Origin of the sequence: Streptomyces sp. NPDC087440 (assembly GCF_044744005.1) — a bacterium.
GTDB lineage: Bacteria > Actinomycetota > Actinomycetes > Streptomycetales > Streptomycetaceae > Streptomyces.
In genome coordinates this window covers 136,922-162,749 of the sequence record NZ_JBIUXN010000006.1, presented here as the reverse complement: position 1 = coordinate 162,749, position 25,828 = coordinate 136,922, and the positions used below count along the sequence as shown (strand labels likewise).

Genomic DNA, 25,828 nt, shown 5'->3' with positions numbered 1-25,828 from the left:
CCGCCCCCATCGACCGTCCGCGTCCGTGGAGCCCTGTGCTCTCCACGTCGTTCCCGCACTGCGGCGTTGTTCCCAACCGCCGCGCCCCGCACACCTTCTGAGCTGGGGTCACAGCGTATCGACGTGGGGTCCTCTTCGTCATGGGAGCGCGGAATGCCGCCCACCGCAAGGGAATTGGGCGGGCGGCATTGCCGCAAATCGGTCAACTAGCCGCCGTTTTGCTCCCGTTCGCGGAATTTGCCTGCGATCTGGGGAGGCATGGGTTCGTGCCGGGCGTACGTGCGGTGGAAGCGGCCGGTGCCGTGGGACACGGAGCGCAGGTCGACGGCGTACCGGCCGATCTCGATCTCGGGGACCTCGGCCCGCACCAGGGTGCGGCCGTGGCCCGCCTGTTCGGTGCCGACGACGCGGCCGCGCCTGCCGGACAGGTCGCTCATCACGGGCCCGACGTAGTCGTCGGGGACCAGGACGGTGACGGCGGCGACGGGTTCGAGGAGGTCGATGCGGGCGTCGGCGGCGGCTTCGCGCAGGGCGAGGGCCCCGGCGGTCTGGAAGGCGGCGTCGGAGGAGTCCACCGAGTGGGCCTTGCCGTCCCGCAGGGTGATACGTACGTCGACGAGCGGATACCCGGTGGCCAGGCCCCGGGCGGCCTGGGCGCGTACGCCCTTCTCGACGGAGGGGATGAACTGGCGTGGCACCGCACCGCCGACCACCTTGTCGACGAATTCGATGCCGGTACCGGGCGGCAGCGGCTCCACGTCGATCTCGCAGATGGCGTACTGGCCGTGGCCGCCGGACTGTTTGACGTGCCGGCCGCGCCCGGCGGTCTTCTCGCCGAAGGTCTCGCGCAGGGACACCTTGTGGTCGACGGCGTCGACCTGGACCCCGTACCGGGAGCGCAGCCGTTCGAGGGCGACGTCGCGGTGGGCCTCGCCCAGGCACCACAGGACGAGTTGGTGGGTGGCCTGGTTCTGCTCCAGGCGCATCGTGGGGTCCTCGGCGACCAGGCGGGCGAGGCCCTGGGAGAGCTTGTCCTCGTCGGCCTTGCTGTGGGCCTGGATGGCGAGCGGGAGGAGCGGGTCGGGCATCTGCCAGGGCTCCATGAGCAGCGGGTTGTCCCGCGCGGAGAGGGTGTCGCCGGTTTCCGCGCGGGTGAGTTTGGCCACGCAGGCGAGGTCGCCCGCGATGACGTGGGAGAGGGTGCGCTGCTGTTTGCCGAAGGGGGCGGAGAGGGCGCCGACGCGCTCGTCGACATCGTGGTCCTCGTGACCCCGGTCGGCCATGCCGTGCCCGGAGACGTGGACGGTCTCGTCGGGGCGGAGCGTCCCGGAGAAGACGCGGACCAGGGAGATCCGGCCGACGTACGGGTCGGAGGCGGTCTTGACCACCTCGGCGACCAGCGGGCCCGCCGGGTCGCAGGTCAGCGGGGGTGCGGGGCGGCCCTGCGGGGTGGTGACGGCGGGCAGTTCGTGTTCGGCGGGGGTCGGGAAGCCGCCGGTGATCAGCTCCAGGATCTCGACCGTGCCCAGGCCCTGGCGGCTGCCCTCGGGGGCGGGCGCGGCGGCGAGCACGGGGTGGAAGGTGCCGCGGGCGACGGCCCGTTCGAGGTCGTCGATCAGGGTCTTGAGGTCGATGTCCTCGCCGTCGAGGTAGCGGTCCATGAGGGACTCGTCCTCGCTCTCGGCGATGATGCCCTCGATCAGCCGGTTGCGGGCCGCCTCGATGCGGGGGAGCTGGGCGGGGTCGGGGGCGAGCTCCTTGCGTTCGCCCGAGGAGTAGTCGTAGATCTGCTGCGAGAGCAGACCGAGGAGTCCGGCGACGGGGGCGTGCCCGTCGGGGCCGTGGTCCCCGTACAGCGGCAGATAGAGCGGGAGCACGGCGTCGGGGTCGTCGTTGCCGAAGGCCGTGGCGCAGAAGTCGGTCATGGACTCGAAGTTGGCGCGGGCGGCCTCCAGGTGGGTCACCACGATGGCGCGCGGCATGCCGACGGCGGCGCACTCCTCCCACACCATGCGGGTCGCGCCGTCGACGCCGTCGGAGGCCGAGACGACGAAGAGGGCCGCGTCCGCAGCCCGCAGACCGGCCCTCAGTTCCCCGACGAAGTCGGCGTAGCCGGGGGTGTCGATGAGATTGACCTTGATGCCGTCCCACTCGACGGGGACGAGGGAGAGCTGTACGGACCGTTGCTGGCGGTGCTCGATCTCGTCGTGGTCGGAGACGGTCGTCCCGTCCTCGACCCGGCCCGCCCGGTTCACTGCCCCCGCGGCGAGCGCGAGGGCTTCCACCAGGGTGGTCTTGCCCGATCCGCTGTGGCCGACCAGCACCACGTTCCGTACGGATGCGGGGCGGTCGGCCAATGGAGCCCTGCCGGCGGCTCCGGGGTGTGCGCTCGTGTGTGTCTTGTCGCCCATGGTTTCCGGCCTCCCGAGGAGAAGTGCACGGTGAAGGGCGCGGGCACGGGGAGCCGCAGCGGCGTGGCGGCACCGGTGACGCCCGCGGTCATTCGAGCTTTCCACTCGGGTCACTGTGCGTCCATACCCCGGTCCGTTGCGTGTTCGGCCGCTCCGCGAGGGCCCGATTGCGGCCATCTGTCGTACGGACACGGCGGCGGGCGGGTGCCCGGCGGTGCGGCGGGGCGGTCGTGGCTACGATGGGCCAGCCGGTGGCCATAGGGGCCGCTCGGCGATCCGACCCCTCGGGAAGGCCATGCTGAACAAGTACGCGCGTGCATTCTTCACGCGTGTCCTCACACCGTTTGCCGCATTTCTGCTCCGCCGCGGAGTCAGTCCGGATGCGGTCACCCTCATCGGTACTGCCGGGGTGATGGCGGGTGCGCTGGTCTTCTTCCCCCGCGGGGAGTTCTTCTGGGGCACCATCGTCATCACCCTCTTCGTCTTCTCCGACCTCGTCGACGGCAACATGGCCCGGCAGGCCGGAGTCTCCAGCCGGTGGGGCGCGTTCCTCGACTCGACGCTGGACCGGGTGGCCGACGCGGGCATCTTCGGCGGGCTCGCCCTCTGGTACGCGGGCAACGGCGACGACAACGTGCTGTGCGCGGTGTCCATCTTCTGCCTCGCGAGCGGCCAGGTCGTCTCGTACACGAAGGCCCGCGGCGAGGCGATCGGCCTGCCGGTCGCCGTCAACGGGCTGGTCGAGCGGGCGGAACGCCTGGTCATCACGCTGGTCGCGGCCGGTGTCGCGGGGCTGCACACGTTCGGGCTGCCCGGCGTGGAGATCCTGCTGCCGATCGCGCTGTGGGTCGTCGCCGTGGGGTCCCTGGTGACCCTGGGGCAACGGGTGGTGACGGTGCGCCGGGAGTCCGCCGAGGCGGACGCGGCGACCGGGAACGGAGCCGCGACGTGAGCACCCTCGAACGCATGACGCCCCAGGACCGGCTGGTCGACGGGTTGTACGGGCTCGGCTGGGCCGGTGTGAAGAAGCTCCCGGAGCCGCTCGTCGCGCGGCTCGGCCGCACCATCGCCGACCAGACCTGGAAGCGGCGCGGCAAGAGCGTGCTGCGCCTGGAGTCCAACCTCGCCCGGGTCGTCCCCGACGCGAGCGAGGCCCGGCTGCGGGCGCTGTCCCGGGCGGGCATGCGCTCGTACATGCGCTACTGGATGGAGTCCTTCCGGCTGCCCTCGTGGACGCCGGAGCGGATCGCCGCCGATGTGCGCATCCAGGACGCGCACCGGATAACCGATGCGCTGGAGAGCGGCCGGGGCGTGGTGCTGGCGCTGCCGCACATGGGGAACTGGGACCTGGCGGGAGTCTGGGTGACCAGCCACCTCGGCCACCCCTTCACGACGGTCGCCGAGCGGCTGAAGCCGGAGTCCCTGTACGACAGGTTCGTGGCGTACCGCGAGAGCCTGGGCATGGAGGTCCTGCCGCACACGGGCGGTTCGGCCTTCGGGACGCTGGCGCGCAGGCTGCGGGGCGGCGGACTGGTGTGCCTGGTCGCCGACCGGGACCTGTCCGCGTCCGGTGTCGAGGTCAAGTACTTCGGCGAGAGCGCGAAGATGCCCGCCGGGCCCGCGATACTCGCCCAGCAGACGGGGGCGCTGCTGCTGCCCGTGACGCTCTGGTACGACGGGCCGAAGGTGATGCGGGGGCGGGTGCACCCGCCGGTCGACGTGCCCGAGACAGGTACGCGGGGCGAGAAGACGTCCACGATGACACAGGCGCTGGCCGATGCCTTCGCCACCGGGATCGCCGAGCATCCGGAGGACTGGCACATGCTGCAAAGGCTGTGGACGGTGGATCTGGAACCCCGGACGGCGGATCTGGAACCCCGGACGGAGGACCGGGCGTGAAGGTCGGGATCGTCTGCCCGTACTCGTGGGACGTGCCGGGCGGCGTCCAGTTCCACATCCGGGACCTCGCCGAGCACCTGATCGGGCTCGGGCACGAGATCTCCGTGCTGGCTCCGGCGGACGACGACACGCCGCTGCCGCCGTACGTGGTGTCGGCGGGGCGGGCGGTCCCGGTCCGGTACAACGGGTCGGTCGCGCGGCTGAGCTTCGGCGTCCTGTCGGCCGCCCGGGTGCGCAAGTGGCTGCACGACGGGGCCTTTGACGTGGTGCACATCCACGAGCCGGCCGCTCCGTCGCTGGGGCTGCTGACCTGCTGGGCGGCGCAGGGGCCGATCGTGGCGACCTTCCACACGTCGACCGCGCGCTCGCGGGTGATGCTGGCGGCGTACCCGATCCTGCAGCCCGCGCTGGAGAAGATCAGCGCGCGGATCGCGGTGAGCGAGTACGCGCGGCGCACGCTGGTGGAGCACCTCGGCGGTGACGCGGTCACCATTCCCAACGGGGTGGATGTCGACTTCTTCGCCAAGGCCGAGCCCAAGGAGGAGTGGCAGGGGGAGACCCTCGGCTTCATCGGGCGGATCGACGAGCCGCGCAAGGGGCTGCCCGTGCTGATGCGGGCGCTGCCGCGCGTCTTCGCCGAGCGGCCCGGGGCGAGGCTGCTGGTCGCGGGGCGCGGCGACGAGAAGGAGGCCGTCGCCTCCCTCCCGGAGGAGCTGCGCTCGCGGGTGGAGTTCCTCGGCATGGTCAGCGACGAGGACAAGGCGCGGCTGCTGCGCAGTGTCGATGTGTACGTCGCTCCCAACACCGGTGGGGAGTCCTTCGGGATCATCCTGGTCGAGGCGATGTCCGCGGGCGCGCCAGTGCTGGCCAGCGACCTGGACGCGTTCGCGCAGGTGCTGGACCAGGGGGCGGCCGGTGACCTGTTCGCCAACGAGGACGCGGACGCGCTGGCCGGGGCGGCGGTGCGGCTGCTGGAGGACGCGGAGCGGCGCAAGGGGCTGAGCGAGCGGGGGGCGGCGCATGTGCGGCGCTTCGACTGGTCGACGGTGGCCGCCGACATCCTGGCCGTGTACGAGACGGTGACGGACGGCGCGAACGCGGTGGCGGCGGAGGACGTGGGGGAGCGGGGCGGACTGCGGGCGCGGGCGCGGGCCCGGATGGGGCGGGAGTAGGCAGGGGGAAGGGGCGGGCTGCGGGGGCGGTGTGCCCCCGCAGCCCGTTGTTCGTTCACGGGGGGCTTGAGATGCCTGCGGTGCTTGTGGTGCTTGCAGGGTGCTTGCGCGGGGTGTTTACGGGGTCAGGTGCCGCCAGACGTCCTGGTCCGCCGTGTCGCTCCACACGGGGTCCGCGTGTCCGTAGTCGGGGACGACCCGGAAGGTCACCCGCCGGTTGCCCCCGGCCCGGATCAGCTCCGCGCCGTGCGGTTCGTCGCCCCGGCCCAGTGCCGCGTTGACCCAGACGACCTCCGTGCGGATGCCGGACCAGTCGAAGGGGTACGTCGCGGTGTCCCCCGCCCAGATCGCGGCGAGGTCGCGGAGCAGTGCGTTGGGGACCAGGCCGCTGCCGAGGGCCCGGGTGGCCTCGCCCCAGGTGGCGAGCGGGGTGTGGGTGAGGGAGTAGCGGTCGTCGAGCGGGGTCGCGCCGAACGTGAACGTGCCCGCGCTGTAGCCCTGCTGGTAGATCCAGTTGGTGGCGCTGGGGAGCGCGCGCGTGCGGATCAGCGCGAAGTGGGCGAAGGCCGCGTTCGTGAAGAAGGTGGCCGGGTCCGTCGGGCGGGGGACGGGCGAGGCGCCGTTCGGGTCGGTCAGCGCGCGGGAGACCAGGCCCTTCAGGCCGGTGTCCCCGTACAGGACGCCCGCGTCGATCTGGCCCTGGATCGCGGCCTGCATCTGTACGGCCCGGGCCTGTTGCGCACCCGTGTACGGGCCCGTGGTGTCGATCGCGACCGCCCTGCGCAGTCTCGGTGAGCGGTCCGTCGAGGCCAGGTCGAGGGCGAGGGCCGCTCCCGCCGAATGGCCGACGAACTGGTACGGCAGGCACAGGGCGCGGTCGACGGCGGTGATCACCTTCGCCGCGTCGGCCTTGTGCGCGGCCTGGCCCCAGGAGGCCGTCAGGTCGGTGGGCTTCGCGAGGTCCTCGCGGGGGCTGATGCCGATGACCAACAGGCCCTGGGAGCGCAGGTGGTGGGCGAGGTTGCGGGCGCGCGGGGTGAAGAAGTTCGCGGCGAAGTTGAGGCCGCCGCCGGGGAGGAGGTAGGCGATCCCCTGCGGGGGCCGACGGGTGTCGGCGAGGACGTCGACGCCGAGGGGGACGGGGGCGTCGGGGAGGGTGAGACGGAGGTGGGTCCAGCCGTCGCCGTGGACCGTCCGGGCGAGAGAGGCGCCGAGGGTGTGGGCGATGCGGGGGAGGGGGTCGGGGGTGGTGGGTGCGGCGTGGGCGGTGGAGGTGGGCAGGGTGCCTGCCAGCGCTCCGGCAGCGGCGGCTGCCAGTAAGGTCCGTCTGTCCATGGGTGGTCGTCCCCCTGGGAAGTGCTCGCGCGCCCCTGTGGCGCGGTGGGGTCGCAGTCTTGCGGAAGGGGGCGGGGGTTCCAAGGGGCCCACTTCTGCCGGGCCCGGCTCGCCTTCCGGTGCTTGAAGCGTTCTGCTCTGCCCCGCGCGGGCAAGCGGTCCCCAGCCCCGCCCCTTCACCTAAATCCGCGGGAGCATGCACGGTTCTCGTGCGGGTGCGTCGTGGTTGCTCGCGCAGTTCCCCGCGCCCCTGACGGGGCGCCGTCTGTTCGCCGGTAGCCTTGCGGGCCGTGACCACCCTCATTTGGATCGTTGTCGGCCTGTTCGCGATCGGGCTCTACCTCAGTTGGACCGCCGGGCGGCTGGACCGCCTGCACGCCCGTATCGACGCCTCGCGTGCCGCCCTCGACGCGCAGTTGCTGCGCCGGGCGTCCGTGGCGCAGGAGTTGGCGACCTCCGGGGTGCTCGACCCCGCCTCGTCGATCGTGCTGTACCAGGCCGCCCACGACGCCCGCCAGGCCGAGGAGGAGCAGCGGGAGGTCGCCGAGAGCGAGCTGAGCCAGGCGCTGCGGGCCGTGTTCGGGGAACCGGAGCAGGTGGAGGCGCTCAAGCTGGCCCCGGGCGGCGAGGAAGCTGCCGGGGAGCTGGCGGCCGCCGTGCGGCGGGTGCCGATGGCGCGGCGGTTCCACAACGACTCCGTACGGGCCGCCCGCGCCCTGCGCCGGCACCGCAAGGTGCGGTGGTTCCGGCTGGCCGGGCACGCCCCGTTCCCGCTGGCCTTCGAAATGGACGACGAGGCTCCGGTGGCACTGGCCGACCGTCCCGGAACGTAACGCCGGTTCCACTTCGTACGCCTTCGTGGGATGAAAACGATCCACCGGCTCCCCATTGGCCCTTGCAGTGGACTGGTCGCAGGGCGTTTCCTCGGCTGTGCGGGCAGCGTGCGCCACCCGAAGGCGCGCCCGTATCGCTAAAAACGCCTGTCTTTCGTCATCGAGCGAGGTCGAACATGTCCAGCACCCCCACTCCCCAGTCCCCGGCCACCGGCACCGACCGCGTCAAGCGCGGCATGGCCGAGCAGCTCAAGGGCGGCGTGATCATGGACGTCGTCAACGCCGAGCAGGCGAAGATCGCCGAGGACGCGGGCGCGGTCGCCGTCATGGCGCTGGAGCGGGTGCCCGCCGACATCCGCAAGGACGGCGGTGTGGCCCGGATGTCCGACCCCAACATGATCGAAGAGATCATCGCGGCCGTGTCCATCCCGGTCATGGCGAAGTCCCGGATCGGCCACTTCGTCGAGGCCCAGGTGCTCCAGTCGCTGGGCGTCGACTACATCGACGAGTCCGAGGTCCTCACCCCGGCCGACGAGGTCAACCACTCCGACAAGTGGGCCTTCACCACCCCCTTCGTGTGCGGTGCCACCAACCTGGGCGAGGCCCTGCGCCGCATCGCCGAGGGTGCGGCCATGATCCGCTCCAAGGGCGAGGCCGGCACCGGCAACGTCGTCGAGGCCGTCCGCCACCTGCGCCAGATCAAGAACGAGATCGCCAAGCTGCGCGGCTTCGACAACAACGAGCTGTTCGCCGCCGCCAAGGAGCTCCGCGCCCCGTACGAGCTGGTCAAGGAGGTCGCCGAGCTCGGCAAGCTCCCCGTGGTGCTGTTCTCCGCCGGTGGTGTGGCCACCCCCGCCGACGCCGCGCTGATGCGCCAGCTCGGTGCCGAGGGCGTCTTCGTCGGCTCCGGCATCTTCAAGTCCGGCGACCCGGCCAAGCGTGCCGCCGCCATCGTCCGCGCCACCACCTTCTTCGACGACCCGAAGATCATCGCGGACGCCTCCCGCAACCTCGGCGAGGCCATGGTCGGCATCAACTGCGACACCCTCCCCGAGTCCGAGCGCTACGCCAACCGGGGCTGGTAAGCAGCATGAAGAGCAACCCCGTTGTCGGCGTCCTGGCCCTCCAGGGCGACGTCCGGGAGCACCTGATCGCCCTGGCCGTGGCCGACGCCACGGCCCGGGAGGTCCGGCGCCCCGAGGAACTGGCGGAGGTCGACGGCCTGGTGATTCCGGGCGGCGAGTCCACCACCATCTCCAAGCTGGCGTCCCTCTTCGGGCTCCTGGAGCCGCTGCGCGAGCGCATCGCCGCCGGGATGCCGGTCTACGGCACCTGCGCCGGGATGATCCTCCTCGCGGACAAGATCCTCGACCCCCGGTCCGGCCAGGAGACCCTGGGCGGCATCGACATGATCGTCCGCCGCAACGCCTTCGGCCGGCAGAACGAGTCCTTCGAGACGACCGTCGAGGTCACGGGCGTCGAGGGCGGCCCCGTCGAGGGCGTCTTCATCCGCGCACCGTGGGTGGAATCGGTCGGCGCGGAGGTCGAGGTGCTCGCCGAGCACGGCGACCACATCGTGGCCGTACGGCAGAAGAACGCGCTCGCGACGTCCTTCCATCCGGAGCTCACCGGCGACCACCGGATGCACGCGATGTTCGTCGACATGGTGCGTGCTGCCGCCTGAGCGCAGTCATCGGCGGGGATCCCGGTAGGATCTCTGCCGAACGCAGCAGAATTGGTTACGCGAAGGAGACAGGCAGATGTCCGGCCACTCTAAATGGGCTACGACGAAGCACAAGAAGGCCGTGATTGACGCCAAGCGCGGCAAGCTCTTCGCGAAGATGATCAAGAATATCGAGGTCGCGGCGCGCACGGGCGGCGCCGACCCGGCGGGCAACCCGACCCTCTTCGACGCCATCCAGAAGGCCAAGAAGAGCTCGGTCCCGAACAAGAACATCGACTCCGCGGTCAAGCGCGGCGCCGGTCTCGAAGCCGGTGGCGCCGACTACGAGACGATCATGTACGAGGGCTACGGCCCGAACGGTGTCGCGGTGCTCATCGAGTGCCTCACCGACAACCGCAACCGTGCCGCCTCCGACGTGCGTGTCGCCATGACCCGCAACGGCGGCTCCATGGCCGACCCGGGCTCCGTGTCGTACCTCTTCCACCGCAAGGGCGTCATCGTCGTCCCCAAGGGTGAGCTCACCGAGGACGACGTGCTGGGCGCGGTCCTCGACGCGGGTGCCGAAGAGGTCAACGACCTCGGCGACAGCTTCGAGGTGCTCAGCGAGGCCACCGACCTGGTCGCGGTCCGCACCGCGCTCCAGGAGGCGGGCATCGACTACGACTCCGCCGACGCCAACTTCGTCCCGACCATGCAGGTCGAGCTGGAGGAAGAGGGCGCGCGCAAGATCTTCAAGCTGATCGACGCGCTGGAGGACAGCGACGACGTGCAGAACGTCTTCGCCAACTTCGACGTCAGCGACAAGGTCATGGCGGCGATCGACGGCGAGTGATCGCCGGTTGCCGGTGCACCGCCAGTTGCCGGTACGACGACGGGCCGACGGGAGACCTTCCCGTCGGCCCGTCGCGTTGCCCGGCCCGGGACGGCGGGGCTGTGTTGGCGGGCCTGATTGTCAGTGCGAGCCGATAGCCTGCACAAACAGGTGAGCGAAGGAGGGGTGCGATGCGGGTGCTTGGGGTGGACCCCGGTCTGACCCGGTGCGGTGTCGGCGTGGTCGAAGGCGTCGCCGGGCGTCCGCTGACCATGTGCGGAGTGGGTGTCGTACGCACGCCCCCCGAAGCCGAGTTGGGGCTGCGGCTGGTCGCCATCGAGCAGGGCATCGAGCAGTGGCTCGACGACTACCGCCCCGAAGTCCTCGCCGTGGAACGCGTCTTCAGCCAGCACAACGTCAGTACGGTGATGGGCACCGCCCAGGCCAGCGCCGTGGCCATGCTGTGCGCGTCCCGGCGCGGCATCCCCGTCGCCCTGCACACCCCCAGCGAGGTCAAGGCCGCCGTCAGCGGCAGCGGCCGCGCCGACAAGGCGCAGGTCGGAGCCATGGTGACCCGGCTGCTGCGGCTCGACGCCCCGCCGAAACCCGCCGACGCCGCCGACGCGCTGGCCCTCGCCATCTGCCACATCTGGCGGGCCCCCGCGCAGAACCGCCTCCAGCAGGCGGTGGCCGCACACAAGTCCCGTACCGCACCCGTTCGTACCGCCGTCAGGAAAGGCCGCACCTCATGATCGCCTTCGTCAGTGGCCCGGTGGCCGCCCTCGCCCCCACCACCGCGGTGATCGAGGTCGGCGGCGTCGGCATGGCCGTCCAGTGCACCCCCAACACCCTGTCCACCCTGCGCATGGGCCAGGAGGCGAAGCTCGCCACCTCGCTGGTCGTACGGGAGGACTCGCTCACCCTGTACGGCTTCGCCGACGACGACGAGCGGCAGGTCTTCGAGCTGCTCCAGACCGCCAGCGGCGTCGGCCCCCGCCTCGCCCAGGCCATGCTCGCCGTGCACAGCCCCGACGCCCTGCGCCTCGCGGTGTCCACCGGCGACGAGAAGGCCCTCACCGCCGTCCCCGGCATCGGGAAGAAGGGTGCGCAGAAGCTGCTGCTGGAGCTGAAGGACCGGCTCGGGGCCCCGCTCGGCACCGGTGCACAGCTCGGCGCCCAGCGCGTCGCGTCGGGCCCCGCCCCCTGGACCGAGCAGCTCAGCGCCGCGCTCATCGGCCTCGGCTACGCCTCCCGGGAGGCCGAGGAAGCGGTCGCCGCCGTCACCCCGCAGGCCGAGGCAGCCCTCGCCGAAGGCACCCAGCCGCCGGTGCCGCAGCTGCTGCGGGCCGCCCTGCAGACCCTCAACCGCACCCGCTGACCCGCACGGCCCCGACGTAGAGCCGCAGCACCCGACCCGAGAGCGATCCGCACATGAACTGGGACGAGACCGGACCCGACACCCCCGCCGACGCGAGGCTGGTCGACTCCTCCGCCGACGGCGAGGACCAGGCCGTCGAGGCCGCCCTGCGCCCCAAGGACCTGGAGGAGTTCATCGGCCAGGAGAAGGTGCGCGAGCAGCTCGACCTGGTGCTGAAGGCCGCCCGCGCCCGGGGCGCGACCGCCGACCACGTCCTGCTCTCCGGCGCCCCCGGTCTCGGCAAGACCACCCTCTCGATGATCATCGCCGCCGAGATGGGCGCCCCGATCCGCATCACCAGCGGCCCGGCCATCCAGCACGCGGGCGACCTCGCCGCGATCCTCTCCTCCCTCCAGGAGGGTGAGGTCCTCTTCCTCGACGAGATCCACCGGATGTCCCGCCCGGCGGAGGAAATGCTGTACATGGCGATGGAGGACTTCCGGGTCGACGTCATCGTCGGCAAGGGCCCCGGCGCCACCGCGATTCCGCTGGAGCTGCCGCCCTTCACCCTGGTCGGCGCGACCACCCGGGCCGGTCTCCTGCCGCCGCCGCTGCGCGACCGCTTCGGCTTCACCGGACACATGGAGTTCTACGAACCCGCCGAGCTGGAGCGCGTCGTCCACCGCTCCGCCCGCCTCCTCGACGTCGAGATCGGCGCCGACGGAGCCGCCGAGATCGCCGGACGCTCCCGGGGCACCCCCCGCATCGCCAACCGGCTGCTGCGCCGGGTCCGTGACTACGCCCAGGTCAAGACCGACGGCGGAATCATCGACAAGGACATCGCCGCCGCCGCCCTCAAGGTGTACGAAGTGGACGCACGCGGACTGGACCGGCTCGACCGGGCCGTCCTGGAGGCGCTCCTGAAGCTCTTCGGCGGCGGACCCGTCGGCCTGTCCACGCTCGCCGTCGCGGTCGGGGAGGAGCGCGAGACCGTCGAGGAAGTGGCCGAGCCGTTCCTCGTACGAGAAGGTCTTCTGGCCAGAACACCGCGCGGGCGGGTCGCCACGCCCGCCGCGTGGGCGCACCTGGGGCTCGTGCCGCCCCAGCAGGGCCTGGGGAAAGGCGGACAACCGGGTCTGTTCGGGACGTGACGGCGCGGAGGCTCGCACGCTCAGGAACCCCAGTGCGATGCTGGACGTTGTTCCAGATACGCGGACTCGCTTAGACTCCGCCGATGCCGACCTTCCCGTCGGCATGCCCACCCCCGTATATACAGGCCGCCCTCGACGCGGTCGTGCGAAGGAAGTTCCGTCCCGTGAGTCTCATGACCTTCCTCCCCTTCATCGTGCTCATCGGGGCCATGTTCCTGATGACCCGGTCCGCCAAGAAGAAGCAGCAGGCCGCTGCGCAGATGCGCAACGACATGCAGCCCGGCACCGGCGTGCGCACCATCGGCGGCATGTACGCCACGGTCAAGGAGGTTCACGACGACACGGTCCTTCTTGAGGTCGCCCCGGGCGTCCACGCCGTCTACGCGAAGAACGCCATCGGCGCGGTCCTCGCGGACGAGGAGTACAACCGCATCGTGCACGGCGAGCAGGCTGCCGCCGACCTCGAGTCCGACACCCCCGTCGTCCCGGACGACGCGTCGTCGCTGACCGGTTCGGACTCCGCCGACGACGCCGACGTGGCGCGCATCGACCTCGGCAAGAAGCCCGAGTCCGCGTCCGGCGACGCCGACGCCGACACCGAGCCGAAGGACAAGAAGACCGACGGCGAGGGCGACGCGAAGTAGCCACCTCCGCGGACCGCGGCGCACCCCACCGGGAGCGCCGCGGTCCGCGGATTGTGCATTCCTCTGCGGGGGCAGGCCCCCACAACACTTCGTGGCCGCATCGACGCACATCCCGGCGCATGCGGTTGGACAGGGAGAAACGAGAAGGTGGCAGCACCGAAGAAGGGCCGCAAGGTCTCGGGGGCCCCGGGCAGGCCGGGGCGCGCCCTGGCACTGATCACGATCGTCATCCTCGCCCTCGCGGGCGGGATGTTCGCGTCCGGGCACACCACCCCCCGCCTGGGCATCGACCTCGCCGGCGGTACGAGCATCACGCTCAAGGCGCAGAACGAGCCGGGCCAGCCCAACGCGATCAACAAGACGAACATGGACACGGCCGTCGCCATCATGGAGCGACGCGTCAACGGCATGGGTGTCTCCGAGTCCGAGGTGCAGACCCAGGGCACGGACAACATCATCGTCAACATCCCCAAGGGCACGAACTCCAAGCAGGCCCGCGAGCAGGTCGGTACCACGGCCAAGCTCTACTTCCGGCCCGTGCTGGCGGTCACCAACGGCACGCCGCTGCCCGACCCGGGCAAGACCCCCAAGCCGGACCCGACGTCCACCGGCAAGCCGGACGAGGCCAAGGACCCGAAGGACAAGGGCAAGGACAAGGACGACAAGAAGTCCTCGCCGACCCCCGACCCGACCAAGACCTCGCAGGGCCGTGCCGTCACCGACGCCCTGAAGGCGCCGACGCCCACGCCGACGCCGGGCGCCTCCAAGACGCCCGACCCGAAGAAGACCCCGCCCGCGCCGGACCCGGCCACCGCGAAGCTGGAGAAGGCGTTCGCCGCCCTCGACTGCACCAAGCCCGACCAGCGTGAGAAGGCCGGCGACGGCTTCAAGCCGAGCGAGACGACGATCGGCTGCGGCAAGGCCATCACCGGCAAGGTCTGGGACGGCAAGAGCTGGGAGAAGTACCTCCTGGGCCCGGCCGAGCTGGAGGGCACGGACGTCAAGAAGGCGGCCGGCACCTTCGACACCCAGCGTGCGCTGTGGAAGGTCGACATGGAGTTCACCAAGGGTGGCTCCGACAAGTTCGCCAAGACCACCGGCAAGCTGATGAAGCAGCAGGACCCGATGAACCGGTTCGGCATCGTCCTCGACGGCAACGTCGTCTCGGCGCCCTCGGTCTCCACGGTCCTCAGCGGCAACGCCGAGATCACCGGCAGCTTCACCCAGGAGACCGCGCAGGAGCTCGGCAACATCCTCTCCTACGGTTCCCTGCCCCTGACCTTCAAGGAAGAGACCGTCACCACGGTCACCCCGGCGCTCGGCAGCGACCAGCTGGAGGCCGGCCTGATCGCCGGCGCCATCGGTCTCGCCCTCGTCGTGATCTACCTGGTGCTGTACTACCGCGGCCTGTCCTTCGTGGCGCTCCTCAGCCTCCTGGTCTCGGGCATCCTGACGTACACGATCATGGCCCTGCTCGGCCCGGCCATCGGCTTCGCGCTGAACCTCCCGGCCGTCTGTGGTGCCATCGTCGCGATCGGCATCACCGCCGACTCCTTCATCGTGTACTTCGAACGCATCCGGGACGAGATCCGCGACGGCCGCACGCTGCGCCCCGCGGTCGAGCGGGCCTGGCCGCGCGCCCGGCGCACCATCCTGGTGTCCGACTTCGTGTCGCTGCTGTCCGCCGTGGTGCTGTACATCGTCACCGTCGGCAAGGTGCAGGGCTTCGCGTTCACGCTGGGCCTGACCACCCTGCTCGACGTCGTCGTGGTGTTCCTCTTCACCAAGCCGCTGATGACGCTGCTCGCCTCGAAGACGAAGTTCTTCGGCAACGGCCACAAGTGGTCCGGTCTGGACCCGAAGCGGCTCGGCGTGCAGCCCCCGCTGCGTCGCACCCGCCGTTCTGTCGTTTCCACCGAACCGAAGGAGGCGTGAGATGTCGCGACTCGGCAGCATCGGCGCCCGGCTGTACCGCGGCGAGGTCGGTTACGACTTCGTCGGGAAGCGGATGATCTGGTACGGGATCTCCGTACTGATCACCGTCATCGCCATCGCGGGGCTCGCCTTCAAGGGCCTCAACATGGGCATCGAGTTCCAGGGCGGCGCGCTCTTCACCACGCCCCCCACCTCGGTCTCCGTCGAGAAGGCGAAGGAGGACGCCGAGAAGGCGTCCGGCCACGACGCCATCGTCCAGAAGCTGGGCAACAACACCCTGCGCATCCAGGTCGGCGGTCTCGACACCAAGACCGCCGCCCCGGTCACCGAGAAGCTCGCGCAGGACCTCGGCGTTCCGTCCGAGAAGATCAACACCGAGCTGGTCGGCCCCAGTTGGGGCGAGCAGATCGCCAACAAGGCCTGGACCGGCCTCGCGGTCTTCATGATCCTGGTGGTGATCTACCTGGCCATCGCCTTCGAGTGGCGGATGGCCGTCGCCGCCCTCATCGCCCTCATCCACGACCTCACGATCACCGTGGGCATCTACGCCCTGGTGGGCTTCGAGGTCACCCCGGGCACCGTGATCGGTCTGCTGACGATCCTCGGTTACTCCCTCTACGACACCGTCGTCGTCTTCGACGGTCTCAAGGAGGGCGCGAAGGACATCACCAAGCAGACCCGCTTCACCTACAGCGAGATCGCCAACCGCAGCCTCAACGGCACCCTGGTGCGTTCCATCAACACCACGGTCGTCGCGCTGCTGCCGGTCGCCGGTCTGCTGTTCATCGGTGGCGGTGTGCTGGGCGCGGGCATGCTCAACGACATCTCGCTGTCGCTGTTCGTCGGCCTCGCGGCCGGTGCGTACTCCTCGATCTTCATCGCCACTCCGCTGGTCGCCGACCTGAAGGAGCGCGACCCGGCGATGAAGGCCCTGAAGAAGCGCATCCTCGCCAAGCGCGCGTCCGAGGCCAAGAACGGGCCCGCCGACGACGAGGCACCGCAGGACGCCGTTGCGGCCGCCGTGGTCGGGCCCCGGCCCAGCCGTGGCCGCCCCGCGTCGGGGAAGCGCCGATGACGGACGCCGACACCACCCGGGAGCTGCTGCTCAGCCGCATCCGGGACGTGCAGGACTACCCGAAGCCCGGCGTCGTCTTCAAGGACATCACGCCCCTGCTCGCCGACCCGGAGGCCTTCACGGCCCTCACCGACGCCCTCGCGGAGCTGTGCGTGAAGCACGGCGCCACGAAGATCGTCGGCCTGGAGGCGCGCGGCTTCATCCTGGCCGCCCCGGTGGCGATTCGTGCGGGCCTCGGGTTCATCCCGGTCCGCAAGGCGGGCAAGCTGCCCGGCGCGACGCTCTCGCAGGCGTACGAGCTGGAGTACGGCACCGCCGAGATCGAGGTGCACGCCGAGGACCTGAACGCGGGCGACCGCGTCCTCGTCATCGACGACGTCCTGGCCACCGGCGGCACCGCGGGCGCGGCCCTGGAGCTGATCCGCCGGGCCGGGGCCGAGGTCGCCGGGGTCGCCGTGCTCATGGAGCTCGGCTTCCTGGGCGGCCGCGCCAAGCTGGAGCCCGCGCTCCAGGGGGCACCGCTGGACACCCTGATCGCGATCTGATCGCAGACGGTACGCACGGACGGGCGGGCCACCGGGACACCCCGGGGCCCGCCTTTCCCGTACCTCCACTCCCGGCCCAGGAAGAACGGGCGGCCAAGGGTCGATACCATGGGCGTTCCGGACCCGACCGGGAGAGAACCTGAACCGGGCCGCCCCACACGGGGGAGCCCCGGAGCCCAGGCCCGTACGAGGAGCGCCCTTGCCTGACGAGGCCCAGCCAGTCGCCACCCCGCAGCCGGACAAGGCCGCGGCGGGCGCCACGCCCCCGACGCCGCCGGTCGACAAGGCCAAGCCGCCCGTCGCCCCGGAGCGCGCCAACGGCCCCGCTCCCGCCCCCGCGGTACGCCCCGCCGCCCCCACGGGCCCCACGGCCCGCACCGGAGGCTCCTCCAACCGCGTACGCGCCCGGCTCGCCCGCCTCGGCGTGCAGCGGCAGTCCCCGTACAACCCGGTCCTGGAGCCGCTGCTGCGGATAGTGCGCAGCAACGACCCGAAGATCGAGACGGCGACGCTGCGCACCATCGAGCGCGCCTACCAGGTGGCCGAGCGCTGGCACCGGGGCCAGAAGCGCAAGAGCGGCGACCCGTACATCACGCACCCGCTCGCCGTGACGACCATCCTGGCCGAGCTGGGCATGGACCCGGCGACGCTCATGGCGGGCCTGCTGCACGACACCGTCGAGGACACCGAGTACGGCCTGGACACCCTGCGCCGCGACTTCGGCGACCAGGTGGCGCTCCTCGTCGACGGCGTGACCAAGCTCGACAAGGTCAAGTTCGGCGAGGCCGCGCAGGCCGAGACCGTACGCAAGATGGTCGTCGCGATGGCCAAGGACCCGCGCGTCCTGGTCATCAAGCTCGCCGACCGCCTGCACAACATGCGCACCATGCGGTACTTGAAGCGCGAGAAGCAGGAGAAGAAGGCGCGCGAGACCCTGGAGATCTACGCGCCGCTCGCCCACCGCCTGGGCATGAACACCATCAAGTGGGAGCTGGAGGACCTCGCCTTCGCGATCCTCTACCCCAAGATGTACGACGAGATCGTGCGCCTGGTCGCCGAGCGCGCCCCCAAGCGCGACGAGTACCTGGCCATAGTGACCGACGAGGTGCAGAGCGACCTGCGGGCCGCGCGCATCAAGGCCACCGTCACCGGGCGACCGAAGCACTACTACAGCGTCTACCAGAAGATGATCGTCCGGGGCCGGGACTTCGCGGAGATCTACGACCTGGTGGGCATCCGTGTCCTCGTCGACACGGTCCGGGACTGCTACGCGGCCCTGGGCACCGTGCACGCGCGCTGGAACCCGGTTCCGGGGCGCTTCAAGGACTACATCGCGATGCCCAAGTTCAACATGTACCAGTCGTTGCACACGACGGTCATCGGGCCCAGCGGCAAGCCGGTCGAGCTCCAGATCCGTACGTTCGACATGCACCGCCGCGCCGAGTACGGCATCGCCGCGCACTGGAAGTACAAGCAGGAGGCCGTGGCCGGCGCCTCCAAGGTCCGCACCGACGTCCCCCGGCACAAGGACGACGCCGTCAACGACATGGCGTGGCTGCGGCAGTTGCTGGACTGGCAGAAGGAGACCGAGGACCCCAGCGAGTTCCTGGAGTCCCTGCGCTTCGACCTGTCGCGCAACGAGGTCTTCGTCTTCACGCCCAAGGGCGACGTCATAGCGCTCCCGGCGGGCGCGACCCCGGTCGACTTCTCGTACGCGGTGCACACCGAGGTCGGGCACCGGACGATAGGAGCGCGGGTCAACGGGCGGCTCGTACCGCTCGAATCGACCCTGGACAACGGTGACTTGGTGGAGGTCTTCACCTCCAAGGCGGACGGTGCGGGGCCCTCGCGGGACTGGCTCGGGTTCGTCAAGTCGCCGCGTGCGCGCAACAAGATCCGGGCCTGGTTCTCCAAGGAGCGCCGCGACGAGGCCATCGAGCAGGGCAAGGACGCCATCGCGCGTGCCATGCGCAAGCAGAACCTGCCGATCCAGCGGATCCTGACGGGGGACTCGCTCGTCACGCTCGCGCACGAGATGCGCTACCCGGACATCTCGTCGCTGTACGCGGCGATCGGCGAGAGCCATGTCACCGCGCAGTCCGTGGTGCAGAAGCTCGTGCAGTCGCTGGGTGGCGAGGACGCGGCCAACGAGGACATCGCGGAGAGCTCGCCGCCCTCGCACAGCCGCGGCAAGCGCCGGTCCAACGCCGACCCCGGTGTCGTCGTCAAGGGCACCGACGACGTGTGGGTCAAGCTGGCGCGGTGCTGCACGCCCGTGCCCGGCGACCCGATCATCGGCTTCGTGACGCGCGGCAGCGGCGTCTCCGTGCACCGCGCGGACTGCGTGAACGTCGACTCGCTGTCGCAGCAGCCCGAGCGCATCCTCGAAGTCGAGTGGGCGCCCACCCAGTCCTCGGTCTTCCTGGTCGCCATCCAGGTCGAGGCCCTCGACCGGTCCCGGCTGCTCTCGGACGTCACCCGCGTCCTGTCCGACCAGCACGTCAACATCCTGTCGGCGGCCGTCCAGACGTCCCGCGACCGGGTGGCCACCTCGCGCTTCACCTTCGAGATGGGCGACCCGAAGCACCTCGGGCACGTCCTGAAGGCGGTCCGGGGAGTGGAGGGCGTGTACGACGTGTACCGGGTGACGTCGGCACGCAGGCCGTAGTACGGCGGTACGTGGAAGGGGCCCCCGGCGCAATGCCGGGGGCCCCTTCCACGTACCTGAGACGGTGAGAATCAGCCGCCGAACTCCTCCAGGCCCTTCATGGCCTGGTCGAGCAGGGCCTGGCGGCCCTCCAGCTCACGCGCCAGCTTGTCGGCCTTGGCGTTGTTGCCGGCCGAGCGGGCGGCGTCGATCTGCTTCTGGAGCTTCTCGACGGCGTCCTGGAGCTGACCGGTGAGGCCCGCGGCACGGGCGCGCGCCTCCGGGTTGGTCCGCTTCCACTCGTTCTCCTCCTGCTCCTGGAGGGCGCGCTCGACGGCCTGCATGCGGCCCTCGACCTTGGGACGGGCGTCCCGCGGCACGTGGCCGATGGCCTCCCAGCGCTCGTTCAGGGCCCGGAACGCGGCGCGCGCGCTCTTGAGGTCCTTGACCGGCACCAGCTTCTCGGCCTCGGCGGCGAGCTCCTCCTTCAGCTTGAGGTTCTCGCCCTGCTCCGCGTCCCGCTCGGCGAAGGTCTCGCCGCGGGCGGCGAAGAAGACGTCCTGGGCGCCGCGGAAGCGGTTCCACAGGTCGTCCTCGAACTCGCGCTGGGCGCGGCCCGCCGCCTTCCACTCCGTCATCAGGTCGCGGTAGCGCGCCGCCGTGCCGCCCCAGTCTGTCGACTTCGACAGCGACTCGGCCTCGGCGACCAGCTTCTCCTTGGCCTTGCGGGCCTCCTCGCGCTGCGCGTCCAGCGACGCGAAGTGCGCCTTGCGGCGCTTGGAGAACGCCGAGCGGGCGTGCGAGAAGCGGTGCCAGAGCTCGTCGTCGGCCTTGCGGTCGAGGCGGGGCAGACCCTTCCAGGTGTCCACCAGGGCCCGCAGCCGCTCGCCCGCCGAACGCCACTGGTCGCTCTGCGCCAGCTCCTCGGCCTCGGCGACCAGCTTCTCCTTGGCGTCCTTCGCCTCGTCGGCCTGCTTGGCCTTCTCCGCCTTGCGCTCCTCGCGGCGCGCCTCGACCGTCGTGACGAGCGCGTCCAGGCGCTTGGTCAGCGCCGCCAGGTCGCCCACCGCGTGATGCTCGTCGACCTGCGTACGCAGGTGGTCGATCGCGGTCTGGGCGTCCTTCGCCGACAGGTCGGTGGTCTTCACCCGGCGCTCGAGAAGCCCGATCTCGACGACCAGCCCCTCGTACTTGCGCTCGAAGTAGGCCAGCGCCTCCTCGGGAGAGCCCGCCTGCCAGGAACCGACGACCTTCTCACCGTCGGCCGTCCGCACGTACACGGTGCCCGTCTCGTCGACACGGCCCCACGGGTCGCTGCTCACAGCGCCTCCTCCACATGATGCCCGCCGAGGCTCGTGAGCCCCCGGACATCGTCCACACGTCTTTCAACGTCCACAGTTGATCGCGGGGCGACAGACGCCCTGCACACCGCCAACATAGGCGACGTGCAGGGCGGCTGTCCGCATCCCGCACATCTGGGTTTGGCCGACCGCCCGCAGGGGGCTACTTGGTCACGGTCGCCTTGTCGATGACCACGGTGGCGTTCGGGGCCCCGTCGCCGGTCCCGGCCGACTCACCCGCACCAGCGATCTTCTCCAGCACGTCCTGACCCGCCTTGATGGTGCCGAACGGGGTGTAGTTCGGCGGCAGCGGGCTGTCCTTGTAGACCAGGAAGAACTGGCTGCCGCCGGTGTTCGGGCCCGAGTTGGCCATCGCGACCGTGCCCGCCGGGTAGGTGCCGCCCTTGACCTTCGGGTCCTTCAGGTTCTCGTCGGGCAGCTTGTAGCCGGGGGTGCCGCTGCCCGCCGCGGTCGGGTCGCCGCACTGGAGGACGTAGATGCCCCGGGTGGTCAGGCGGTGGCACTTGGTGTGGTCGAAGTAGCCCTTGTTCGCGAGGAAGTTGAAGGAGTTCACCGTGCGCGGGGCGTTCTTGGCGTCCAGGTCGAGAGCGATGTCGCCGCAGGTGGTGGCCAGCTTCATCGAGTACGTCGCGGACGTGTCGACGTCGAGCTTCGGCTCCTTGTCGAAGGAGAGCTTGGCTATCTGGCCCGGGGCGGGCTTCTTGCACGGGTCGGGCTTCTTGGCGGGAGTCGTCGGGGCGTCCGCGACGTTGGCCCCGTCGTCCTTGTCCTTGGCGGACTTGCTGTCGAAGGCGCCCGTGGCGAACGCCGTCGCCGCGGCCGCGACGACCACGGCCACCGCCGCGCCGATCACGGCCGCGCGGCGACGCGCCCTGCGCTGCTTCTCGGCACGCCGCTGCTGCTGGCGCTCGAACTTCTCCCTGGCGAGCTGCCGCCGCCGCTGATCGCTGGTGACCACCGGGTGTTCTCCTCGTACGTGTCGTCGTATGTCGGACATGTGTCCGATCGGCCCGAGCTTGCCCGTACCGTATACGGGTTACCTGTGGGACGAGGAGCGCCGGTAGGCTCTCATCTATTGCACGTGCAATAGATAACGGCTGGCTGGACGACCACGAAGAGGACGATCGTGCTTATTGCCGGGTTCCCCGCTGGGGCCTGGGGGACCAACTGCTACCTGGTCGCCCCCGCCGCAGGCGAGGAGTGCGTCATCATCGACCCGGGCCACCAGGCCACCCAGGGTGTCGAGGAGACGCTGAAGAAGCATCGGCTGAAGCCCGTCGCCGTCGTGCTCACCCACGGCCACATCGACCACGTCGCCTCCGTCGTCCCCGTGTGCGGCGCGAAGAACGTGCCCGCCTGGATCCACCCCGAGGACCGCTTCATGATGAGCGACCCGGAGAAGGCCCTCGGCCGCTCCCTGGGCGCCCAGCTCATGGGCGAGCTGACCGTGGGCGAGCCGGACGACGTCAAGGAGCTGCACGACGGGGCCGAGCTGAAGCTCGCCGGTCTGGACCTGACCGTGTCGCACGCGCCCGGCCATACGAAGGGGTCGGTGACCTTCGGGCTGCCCGAGGCGGCGGACATTCCGTCGATCCTCTTCTCGGGCGACCTGCTGTTCGCCGGCTCCGTCGGACGCACGGACTTTCCCGGCGGCTCCCACGCCGATCTCCTCAAGTCGCTGGCCCGCGTGTGCCTGCCGCTTGAGGACTCGACCGTGGTGCTGTCCGGGCACGGCCCCCAGACGACCATCGGCCAGGAGCGCGCGACCAACCCGTACCTGCGGGGCATGGACGCCGCGCCCGCCCCTCGACGAGGAATGTGAACCCCCTCCCGTGAGCACCTTCAAGGCCCCCAAGGGCACCTACGACCTGCTTCCCCCGGACTCCGCGACGTTCCTCGCGGTGCGCGAGGCCATCGCCGCGCCGCTGAAGAACTCCGGCTACGGCTACATCGAGACCCCCGGCTTCGAGAACGTCGAGCTCTTCGCGCGCGGTGTCGGCGAGTCCACCGACATCGTGACCAAGGAGATGTACACCCTCACCACGAAGGGCGGCGACGAGCTCGCCCTGCGTCCCGAGGGCACCGCCTCCGTGCTGCGCGCCGCCCTGGAGGCCAACCTCCACAAGGTCGGCAACCTGCCCGTCAAGCTCTGGTACTCCGGCTCGTACTACCGCTACGAGCGCCCGCAGAAGGGCCGCTACCGCCACTTCTCGCAGGTCGGCGCGGAGGCCATCGGCGCGGAGGACCCGGCACTCGACGCCGAGATGATCATCCTGGCGGACCAGGCGTACCGCTCCCTCGGCCTCCAGAACTTCCGCATCCTGCTGAACTCGCTGGGCGACAAGGAGTGCCGCCCCGTCTACCGGGAGGCCCTCCAGACCTTCCTGCGCGGCCTCGACCTCGACGAGGAGACGATCCGCCGCGCCGAGATCAACCCGCTGCGCGTCCTCGACGACAAGCGCCCGGACGTGCAGAAGCAGCTCGTCGGCGCCCCGGTGCTGCGCGACTACCTCTGCGACGGCTGCAAGGCGTACCACGAGGAGGTGCGCGCCCTGATCACCGCAGCGGGCGTCGCCTTCGAGGACGACGAGAAGCTGGTGCGCGGCCTGGACTACTACACCCGCACCACCTTCGAGTTCGTCCACGACGGTCTCGGCTCGCAGTCCGCGGTGGGCGGCGGCGGCCGCTACGACGGCCTCTCCGAGATGATCGGCGGCCCCGCACTGCCGTCGGTGGGCTGGGCGCTCGGCGTCGACCGCACGGTCCTCGCGCTGGAGGCCGAGGGCATCGCCCTCGACATCCCCGCCTCGACCTCCGTGTACGCGGTGCCGCTCGGCGAGGAGGCCCGCCGGGTGCTCTTCGCCAAGGTCGTCGAGCTGCGCAGGGCGGGGGTCGCCACCGACTTCTCCTTCACCGGGCGCGGTCTGAAGTCGGCCATGAAGAACGCCCACCGCAGTGGCGCGCGCTACGTCGTCGTCGCCGGTGAGCGCGACCTCGCCGAGGGCCAGGTCCAGATCAAGGACATGGAGTCCGGCGAGCAGGAGCCGGTCGCGCTGGACGCGGTCGTCACGGAGCTGCAGCGCCGACTGGGCTGAGTGCTTTTCGGCTCGTACGGTGCGCAGGGGCGCCCGGAATCATCGATTCCGGGCGCCCCTCGCCCGTACCGTCACCCGTCCTGCTTGTTCTTCCACCGGAACGTCAGCAGGCACAGCACCAGGCCGCCGATCACCCACGCCCCGAGCACCAGCGCGGTCCGGCCGAACTCCCACGCCCCCGCGTGCTCCAGGCTCGCCGCCGACTCCGGCAGGAACACTCCGCGCAGGCCCTGGCACATCCACTTCAGCGGGAACGCCGACCCGATCGTCAGCATCCAGTCGGGCAGTTCCTTGGACGGGATGTACACCCCGGAGATGAACTGGAGCAGCAGGAACGGCAGGACCACCACCGAGGTCGCGCTCCTGCCCGACCTCGGCAGGCTGCTGACCGCGATGCCCAGCAGCGCGCAGCCCGTCAGCCCCAGCGTGAAGATCCACCCGAAGGTCAGCCACTTGCCCGCGGTCGCCGGCAGATCCACGTCGAACAGCGTGGCGCCGACCGCCAGCAGGATCACCGCCTCGGCGACCCCGGTGACCAGCACCAGCCAGATCTTCCCGAAGAAGTAAGCGGCCGGGGGCATCGGTGTGCCGCGCAGCCGCCGCAACACCTTCTCGTCGCGCTCGATGGCGATCGAGATGCCCAGCGACTGGAAGCTGACCGACATCAGACCGGAGGCCAGCATCGTCGGCACGTACATCTGGGAGGCGGTGATGCCCGTGCCCTCCATGTCGTCCCGGAAGATCGACGCGAACAGCGCCAGGAAGACGATCGGGAAGGCGAAGGTGAAGATCGCCTGGTCGCGCTGGCGGAAGAACTGCTTGATCTCCACCGCACCCCGGTGCAGGCCGATCGCCCACACGCCGGGGAGCGGGGGCCGCTCGGCCGTTGCGTTCTTCGTCGCCGTGCTCGGGTCCGTGCTCGGGTCCGTGCTCGGGTCCGTGCTCGGGTCCGTGGTCACGGGGCCACCTCCTGTCCCGTGAGGCGCAGATAGACGTCCTCCAGGGTGGGTCGGGTGATCCGGAGCCCCGGGATCTCGCCGTCGAAGCGGCCGGTCAGCTCGGCGACCGTACGGGTCGGGGTCTGCGTGCGCTCCGAGCGGGGCGAGCCGTCGGCCTCCCGCCACTCCACCGTCGCGTACGTCCCGTACTCGGCGCGCAGATCGGCGGGAACGCCCTCCGCGACCACCTTGCCCGCCGCGATCACCGCCAGCCGGTCGGCGAGGGCCTCGGCCTCCTCCAGGTAGTGCGTGGTCAGCACGATCGTCGTGCCCTCGGCCGCCAGCATCCGGATCAGGTCCCAGAACTGCCGCCGCGCCCCCGGGTCGAAGCCGGTCGTCGGCTCGTCGAGCAGCAGCAGCTCAGGGCCGCCGATCACCCCGAGCGCCACGTCGAGCCGCCGCCGCTGACCGCCGGACAGGCTCTTGACCCGGGCCTTCGCCTTCGCCTCCAGGCCGACCAGGGCGATCACCGCGTCGGGGTCGCGGGGGCGGGGGTAGTAGCGGGCGAAGTGCGTCACGGTCTCCCGTACGGTCAGCTCCGCGGGCGCGGACTCGTCCTGCCAGACGATGCCGACCCGTGCGTGCCAGGCGCGGTCGGCGGTGGCGGGGTCCGCGCCCAGGACCTTCACGTCGCCGCCGTCGCGGGTGCGGTGGCCCTGGAGGATCTCCACCGTGGTGCTCTTGCCGGCTCCGTTCGGGCCGAGCAGGCCGAACACTTCGCCGTACCGGATGCCGAGGTCGAGGCCGTCGACGGCGGTGACGTCGCCGTAGCGTTTGCGCAGGGCGCGGACTTCCACTGCGTGGGCTGTCATGGCTTATGAGGATGACGGAGAACCGGGTATTCCGCGCCGCCCGTGCAGCACCGGCCGCCACGG

23 protein-coding genes are annotated in these 25,828 nt (G+C 70.8%); 17 read left to right on the top strand and 6 right to left on the bottom strand.

Annotated features, from left to right (window positions below):
- Window positions 1-206: 206 nt before the first annotated feature.
- Window positions 207-2,411, bottom strand: a complete 2,205-nt coding sequence (locus ACIO3O_RS15350; protein ID WP_401745500.1) for an elongation factor G-like protein EF-G2 — start codon at window positions 2,409-2,411, stop codon at window positions 207-209.
- Window positions 2,412-2,706: 295 nt separating this feature from the next.
- On the opposite strand from ACIO3O_RS15350, the gene pgsA reads away from it, so the two are divergent.
- Genes pgsA through ACIO3O_RS15335 form a run of 3 tightly spaced genes read left to right on the top strand, consistent with a single transcriptional unit; the run spans window position 2,707 to window position 5,482 of the window.
- Complete coding sequence (gene pgsA / locus ACIO3O_RS15345) at window positions 2,707-3,363, top strand: phosphatidylinositol phosphate synthase (protein WP_401745498.1); 657 nt, start codon at window positions 2,707-2,709, stop codon at window positions 3,361-3,363.
- A gap of 14 nt (window positions 3,364-3,377) precedes the next feature.
- Window positions 3,378-4,310: a phosphatidylinositol mannoside acyltransferase gene (locus ACIO3O_RS15340; RefSeq protein WP_401745895.1), complete on the top strand. Its 933-nt coding sequence runs from the start codon at window positions 3,378-3,380 to the stop codon at window positions 4,308-4,310.
- Window positions 4,307-5,482 carry a glycosyltransferase family 4 protein gene (locus tag ACIO3O_RS15335; protein WP_401745496.1) on the top strand — a complete coding sequence of 392 codons (1,176 nt, stop codon included), beginning with the start codon at window positions 4,307-4,309 and terminating at the stop codon, window positions 5,480-5,482. The genes ACIO3O_RS15340 and ACIO3O_RS15335 overlap by 4 nt, the downstream gene beginning before the upstream one ends.
- Before the next feature lie 117 nt (window positions 5,483-5,599).
- Here the strand turns inward: ACIO3O_RS15335 and ACIO3O_RS15330 are convergent, their stop codons facing one another.
- The gene (locus tag ACIO3O_RS15330) at window positions 5,600-6,817 is read right to left on the bottom strand and encodes a hypothetical protein (RefSeq protein ID WP_401745494.1); all 1,218 of its coding nucleotides are present in this window, start codon (window positions 6,815-6,817) and stop codon (window positions 5,600-5,602) included.
- Between the two features lie 290 nt (window positions 6,818-7,107).
- Here ACIO3O_RS15330 and ACIO3O_RS15325 point away from each other — a divergent pair, with 290 nt between their 5' ends.
- The 12 genes from ACIO3O_RS15325 (at window position 7,108) to ACIO3O_RS15270 (ending at window position 19,520) form a co-directional block, all read left to right on the top strand.
- A complete protein-coding gene (locus ACIO3O_RS15325) occupies window positions 7,108-7,650 on the top strand; it encodes a hypothetical protein (RefSeq protein WP_401745492.1) in 543 nt (180 codons plus the stop codon).
- A gap of 176 nt (window positions 7,651-7,826) precedes the next feature.
- Window positions 7,827-8,735: a pyridoxal 5'-phosphate synthase lyase subunit PdxS gene (gene pdxS / locus ACIO3O_RS15320; RefSeq protein ID WP_401745491.1), complete on the top strand. Its 909-nt coding sequence runs from the start codon at window positions 7,827-7,829 to the stop codon at window positions 8,733-8,735.
- Window positions 8,736-8,740: 5 nt separating this feature from the next.
- Window positions 8,741-9,334: a pyridoxal 5'-phosphate synthase glutaminase subunit PdxT gene (gene pdxT / locus ACIO3O_RS15315; RefSeq protein WP_401745489.1), complete on the top strand. Its 594-nt coding sequence runs from the start codon at window positions 8,741-8,743 to the stop codon at window positions 9,332-9,334.
- A gap of 76 nt (window positions 9,335-9,410) precedes the next feature.
- Window positions 9,411-10,166: a YebC/PmpR family DNA-binding transcriptional regulator gene (locus tag ACIO3O_RS15310; protein ID WP_401745488.1), complete on the top strand. Its 756-nt coding sequence runs from the start codon at window positions 9,411-9,413 to the stop codon at window positions 10,164-10,166.
- A 170-nt stretch (window positions 10,167-10,336) separates the two neighbouring features.
- Complete coding sequence (gene ruvC, locus ACIO3O_RS15305) at window positions 10,337-10,897, top strand: crossover junction endodeoxyribonuclease RuvC (RefSeq protein ID WP_401745486.1); 561 nt, start codon at window positions 10,337-10,339, stop codon at window positions 10,895-10,897.
- Window positions 10,894-11,523, top strand: coding sequence for a Holliday junction branch migration protein RuvA (gene ruvA, locus ACIO3O_RS15300; RefSeq protein WP_401745484.1), 630 nt, complete (start codon window positions 10,894-10,896; stop codon window positions 11,521-11,523). The genes ruvC and ruvA overlap by 4 nt, the downstream gene beginning before the upstream one ends.
- A gap of 53 nt (window positions 11,524-11,576) precedes the next feature.
- On the top strand, window positions 11,577-12,653 hold the full coding sequence (gene ruvB / locus ACIO3O_RS15295) for a Holliday junction branch migration DNA helicase RuvB (RefSeq protein ID WP_401745483.1): 1,077 nt from the start codon (window positions 11,577-11,579) through the stop codon (window positions 12,651-12,653).
- A 164-nt stretch (window positions 12,654-12,817) separates the two neighbouring features.
- A complete protein-coding gene (gene yajC / locus ACIO3O_RS15290) occupies window positions 12,818-13,297 on the top strand; it encodes a preprotein translocase subunit YajC (protein WP_401745482.1) in 480 nt (159 codons plus the stop codon).
- Window positions 13,298-13,444: 147 nt separating this feature from the next.
- On the top strand, window positions 13,445-15,232 hold the full coding sequence (gene secD, locus ACIO3O_RS15285) for a protein translocase subunit SecD (protein ID WP_401745481.1): 1,788 nt from the start codon (window positions 13,445-13,447) through the stop codon (window positions 15,230-15,232).
- 1 nt (window position 15,233) lies between these two features.
- A complete protein-coding gene (gene secF / locus ACIO3O_RS15280) occupies window positions 15,234-16,307 on the top strand; it encodes a protein translocase subunit SecF (protein WP_401745479.1) in 1,074 nt (357 codons plus the stop codon).
- Window positions 16,304-16,852: an adenine phosphoribosyltransferase gene (locus ACIO3O_RS15275; RefSeq protein ID WP_401745477.1), complete on the top strand. Its 549-nt coding sequence runs from the start codon at window positions 16,304-16,306 to the stop codon at window positions 16,850-16,852. Before secF ends, ACIO3O_RS15275 begins: the two co-directional genes overlap by 4 nt.
- 199 nt (window positions 16,853-17,051) lie before the next feature.
- Window positions 17,052-19,520, top strand: coding sequence for a RelA/SpoT family protein (locus ACIO3O_RS15270; RefSeq protein WP_401745475.1), 2,469 nt, complete (start codon window positions 17,052-17,054; stop codon window positions 19,518-19,520).
- Between the two features lie 71 nt (window positions 19,521-19,591).
- On the opposite strand, the gene ACIO3O_RS15265 is transcribed toward ACIO3O_RS15270, so the two are convergent.
- Entirely contained in the window at window positions 19,592-20,821 is a 1,230-nt protein-coding gene (locus ACIO3O_RS15265; protein ID WP_401745474.1) for a DUF349 domain-containing protein, read from the bottom strand.
- A 181-nt stretch (window positions 20,822-21,002) separates the two neighbouring features.
- A complete protein-coding gene (locus tag ACIO3O_RS15260; protein WP_401745472.1) occupies window positions 21,003-21,818 on the bottom strand; it encodes a peptidylprolyl isomerase in 816 nt (271 codons plus the stop codon).
- 168 nt (window positions 21,819-21,986) lie between these two features.
- Here ACIO3O_RS15260 and ACIO3O_RS15255 point away from each other — a divergent pair, with 168 nt between their 5' ends.
- Complete coding sequence (locus tag ACIO3O_RS15255) at window positions 21,987-22,682, top strand: MBL fold metallo-hydrolase (RefSeq protein WP_401745471.1); 696 nt, start codon at window positions 21,987-21,989, stop codon at window positions 22,680-22,682.
- Between the two features lie 10 nt (window positions 22,683-22,692).
- Complete coding sequence (gene hisS, locus ACIO3O_RS15250; RefSeq protein ID WP_401745469.1) at window positions 22,693-23,955, top strand: histidine--tRNA ligase; 1,263 nt, start codon at window positions 22,693-22,695, stop codon at window positions 23,953-23,955.
- Window positions 23,956-24,026: 71 nt separating this feature from the next.
- Here hisS and ACIO3O_RS15245 read toward each other — a convergent pair whose 3' ends face one another.
- Window positions 24,027-24,815 (bottom strand): ABC transporter permease, encoded by a 789-nt coding sequence (locus ACIO3O_RS15245; protein WP_401745893.1) that lies wholly within the window; start codon window positions 24,813-24,815, stop codon window positions 24,027-24,029.
- Window positions 24,816-24,910: 95 nt separating this feature from the next.
- The gene (locus ACIO3O_RS15240) at window positions 24,911-25,765 is read right to left on the bottom strand and encodes an ABC transporter ATP-binding protein (protein WP_401745467.1); all 855 of its coding nucleotides are present in this window, start codon (window positions 25,763-25,765) and stop codon (window positions 24,911-24,913) included.
- Between the last annotated feature and the right edge of the window lie 63 nt (window positions 25,766-25,828).